The organism is Streptomyces sp. NPDC002138, from assembly GCF_040296485.1.
GTDB lineage: Bacteria > Actinomycetota > Actinomycetes > Streptomycetales > Streptomycetaceae > Streptomyces.
This window is the reverse complement of record NZ_JBEOXE010000151.1, coordinates 1-3,397: the sequence shown is the minus strand read 5'-3', so window position 1 is coordinate 3,397 and position 3,397 is coordinate 1. Positions and strand designations below refer to the sequence as shown.

Sequence of the window (3,397 nt, the reverse complement as noted above, 5' to 3'; positions counted from 1 at the left end):
GGCGCGGCCACCAGGTGGCCGCGCCCCTCCTCCGTACCGTGTGCTACTCCTGTCAGACCGCCACGGCGGCGCCGAAGCGCTCGCGGTAGGAGTCCAGGTCCTCCTCGGTGATCCTCGCGAAGAGGACCGGCGGGACGGTGAACGGCGTGCCGGCGGGGACCGCGTCGAGCGAGCGGGCCTGCTCCGGGGTGACCCAGGCCGCGGTGTCGTCGGCCAGGTCGAAGGACGAGCGCATGGCGCGCGCCGAGGCCGGGATGAGCGGCTCGGAGACCACCGAGTAGAGGTGGATGAGGTTCATCGCGGTGCGCAGGGTGAGCGCCCCGCCCTCCGGGTCGGTCTTGACCTCCAGCCAGGGGGCCTTCTCGTCCAGGTAGGCGTTGCCCGCCGACCACAGGGCGCGCAGGGCGGCCGCGGCCTTGCGGTACTGGAGCGCCTCCATGTGGCCCTCGTACTCGGCGAGCAGCTCGGCGATCTGCTCGCCCAGCTTGGCCTCGGCCTCACCGGCGGGGCTGCCCGCGGGGACCTCGTCGCCGAAGCGCTTGCGCGAGAAGGTCAGCACGCGGTTGACGAAGTTGCCGAGGGTACCGCCGAGGTCCTTGTTGACGGTGGCGGCGAAGTGCTCCCACGTGAAGGACGAGTCGTCGGACTCGGGGGCGTTGGCGATGAGGAAGTAGCGCCAGTAGTCGGAGGGCAGGATCTCCAGCGCCTGGTCCGTGAAGACGCCGCGCTTCTGCGAGGTGGAGAACTTGCCGCCGTAGTAGGTCAGCCAGTTGAAGGCCTTGACGTAGTCGACCATCTTCCACGGCTCCCGGACGCCCAGCTCGGTGGCGGGGAACATCACGGTGTGGAAGGGGACGTTGTCCTTGGCCATGAACTGGGTGTAGCGGACGTCCTCGGCCTCGTACCACCAGGACTTGTAGTCGCGGTTCGCCGGGTCGGCGTCCGCCCACTCCTTCGTCGCCGCGATGTACTCGATCGGGGCGTCGAACCAGACGTAGAAGACCTTGCCGTCGGCGGCCAGCTCCGGCCAGGTGTCGGCCGGGACCGGCACGCCCCAGTCCAGGTCACGGGTGATCGCGCGGTCGTGCAGGCCCTCGGTCAGCCACTTGCGGGCGATGGAGGACGCCAGCTGCGGCCACTCCTCCTCGTGCTCGGCGACCCAGGTCTCGACCTCGCCCTGGAGCGCGGACTGGAGCAGGAAGAGATGCTTGGTCTCGCGGACCTCCAGCTCGGTGGAGCCGGAGATGGCCGAGCGCGGCTCGATCAGGTCCGTGGGGTCCAGGACGCGGGTGCAGTTCTCGCACTGGTCGCCGCGGGCCTTGTCGTAACCGCAGTGCGGGCAGGTGCCCTCGACGTAGCGGTCCGGCAGGAAGCGGCCGTCGACCGGCGAGTAGACCTGCCGGATCGCGCGCTCCTCGAGAAGGCCGTTCTCCTGGAGGCGGCGCGCGAAGTGCTGGGTGATCTCCGCGTTCTGCTGCGAGGAGCTGCGGCCGAAGTAGTCGAAGGACAGCTCGAAGCCGTCGTAGACCGCCTTCTGCGCGTCGTGCGCCTGCGCGCAGAACTCGGCGACCGAGAGCCCGGCGGCCTTGGCGGCCAGCTCGGCGGGGGTGCCGTGTTCGTCGGTGGCGCAGATGTAGAGGACCTCGTGGCCACGCTGGCGGAGGTACCGGGAGTACACGTCCGCCGGAAGCATCGACCCGACCATGTTGCCCAGGTGCTTGATCCCGTTGATGTACGGAAGCGCGCTGGTGATCAGGTGTCGAGACATCCTCGGATGCTCCATTTCATACGTGCGGTGAGTGAAGGATCGTGAAGGGGCTCATCGTATCGAACCGCCGAAACGTCACGCGCCGCATTTCAAGGGGTGGGCCTTACACGAAAGCGAGGGCTGTGACCTCTTGCGTCACCGCCCTCGCGCTCCCGGTCATGCTACAGGAGCACGGATCATGCCCCACCCCGCCCGCGAGCCACCGGAAGCCCCCTCACAGCCCGTCCGGCGCTTGAGGACGGGGCCCGGGCGCAGCCCCCCTCCAGCCCGTCCGGCGTTTGAGGACGGGGTCCGGGCGCAGCCCGGGGGCCACCGCCAGCCCGTCCGGCGCTTGAGGACCGGGCCCGGGCGCAGCCCCCCTCCAGCCCGTCCGGCGTTTGAGGACCGGGTCCGGGCGGAGCCCGGGGAACGGAGGAAGGGCGGGGCGGGGAGCGCTCCGCGCAGCGGCCCGGGGCTCCGCCCCGCGACCCCGCGCCTCAAACTCCGGCGAGGCTGAACCACCCCACCGCACCGGGCCACGGCGGAGCCGGAGGGGCGGGCTCAGTCGCGGCCTCCGCCAGCGCCGTCGAGGGCCGTGATGCGGGCGCCACTGGTGAGGCGGGCGGTCAGCCCGACGGGGGCGTCCTCGGGGCCGGCGGGCGCGGTCAGGCTGCGCCCGGCCGCCTCCGCACGGACCCCGCCGGTGGCCGTGATGGCCGCCACCTCCCGGCTCCCGGCGGCCAGTTCGAACCAGTGCCCGGCGGCCGTCCGCCACCGCGCCCCCACCAGCAGGTGCTGCCCGAACCGGCCGCAGGCGGCGGTGGACCGCGCCCGAGCCACCTCCACGGGCGGACCCACGGGCGGCCGCAGCTGCACCCGCACGTCCCCCGGCCCCGCCCAGCCGGATGCGCGGACGCAGGACCAGACGGCCCGCCCGCCCCCCTCGGGCAGCTCGGAGTCGGCGAAGTCCCAGATGTTGACGGCCCGCACCCCACCCGCGCGCAACTCCCGCAGCCCGCACGCGAGCGGCGCCCAGGCGGCGCGCGCCGCGGGCCCGGTGGCCTCCCTCGGCTGGCGCGCGGGCACGGCGTTCGGCCCGTCGGGCAGGGGCGTGTAGGTCAGGTGTACGGGCGACAGCGCGCCGAGGTCGGCCAGCACGAAGGAGTGCTTCTCCACGATGCGGGTGGACGAGGTCAGTTCGAGTACGGGCCAGCCGGCGCACGCCCCGGACACCCCGGGCACGGCCGCGGCGCCGGTGACCCCGTCGGCGGCCACGGCCAGCGGCTGCCCGGCGTCCGCCGGGCGCAGCAGGTCCCGGACGGCGGCCGTGGCGATCCAGGGGGCCAGCAGATAGCGGGCCCGGCCGCCCGCCCGGCTCAGGGCGACGGCGCCCGCGGTGGTGACCCCGGCCTCGTCGGTACGGGCGAACTCGAGCGCCCGGTCCCGCGGTCCCCCGGCGGCTTCGCCGTAGCGCACCAGCCGGTCGGCGTCGAGCAGGACCACCACCGCCCGCCCGTCCACGTCCCCGGCGTACAGCAGCTGCGGCGGCCGTCCCGGCGGGTCCAGCGGGGTCCCGGGCGCCGCGGTGACCGGATCTCACGGGGTCGGCACCCCCCTGTTGACGTCCCCCGAGGGGACACCGCGAGCGTG

The 3,397-nt window shown here is 73.6% G+C and carries 2 protein-coding genes; both read right to left on the bottom strand.

Going from position 1 to position 3,397, the window contains the following annotated elements:
• Positions 1-52: 52 nt before the first annotated feature.
• Positions 53-1,768 carry a methionine--tRNA ligase gene (gene metG / locus ABT084_RS37755; RefSeq protein ID WP_351054341.1) on the bottom strand — a complete coding sequence of 572 codons (1,716 nt, stop codon included), beginning with the start codon at positions 1,766-1,768 and terminating at the stop codon, positions 53-55.
• A 540-nt stretch (positions 1,769-2,308) separates the two neighbouring features.
• A complete protein-coding gene (locus ABT084_RS37750) occupies positions 2,309-3,268 on the bottom strand; it encodes a hypothetical protein (protein WP_351054338.1) in 960 nt (319 codons plus the stop codon).
• Positions 3,269-3,397 lie beyond the last annotated feature (129 nt).

What these genes read in the sequence shown, in the direction of transcription:
- metG (WP_351054341.1), bottom strand. Translation starts at nt 1,768, where the DNA reads ATGTCTCGACACCTGATCACCAGCGCGCTTCCGTACATCAACGGGATC.